This window comes from Rheinheimera sediminis, assembly GCF_004005375.1.
Taxonomy (GTDB): domain Bacteria; phylum Pseudomonadota; class Gammaproteobacteria; order Enterobacterales; family Alteromonadaceae; genus Pararheinheimera.
Genome location: NZ_RZUF01000099.1, coordinates 1 through 328 on the forward strand (window position 1 = coordinate 1; position 328 = coordinate 328).

Consider the following 328-nt stretch of genomic DNA (forward strand, 5'->3'; position numbering starts at 1 on the left):
GAAGGTTCGAATCCTTCCCCCTCCACCATTTTCAGTGCAATAGCTACGAGTAGGCCGCGGGCATCGTATAATGGCTATTACCTCAGCCTTCCAAGCTGATGATGCGGGTTCGATTCCCGCTGCCCGCTCCAAACAGATCAAGTTGCTGATATAGCTCAGGCGGTAGAGCGCATCCTTGGTAAGGATGAGGTCCCCAGTTCGATTCTGGGTATCAGCACCATCTTAAAAGCCTCTCTTGCTGTACAATCAAACTAACTTATTTCATACAACCGCCGTTTGTTAATAAAGGGTCCATTTATGGCTAAGGCTAAATTCGAACGTAATAAAC

Annotated in this window: 2 tRNA genes; both read left to right on the forward strand. The window is 47.3% G+C overall.

Annotated features, from left to right (window positions below):
• The first annotated feature begins 56 nt into the window (after positions 1 to 56).
• A tRNA-Gly gene (locus EMM73_RS19930) sits at positions 57 to 131 on the forward strand.
• 13 nt (positions 132 to 144) lie between these two features.
• Positions 145 to 220, forward strand: a tRNA-Thr gene (locus EMM73_RS19935).
• Positions 221 to 328 lie beyond the last annotated feature (108 nt).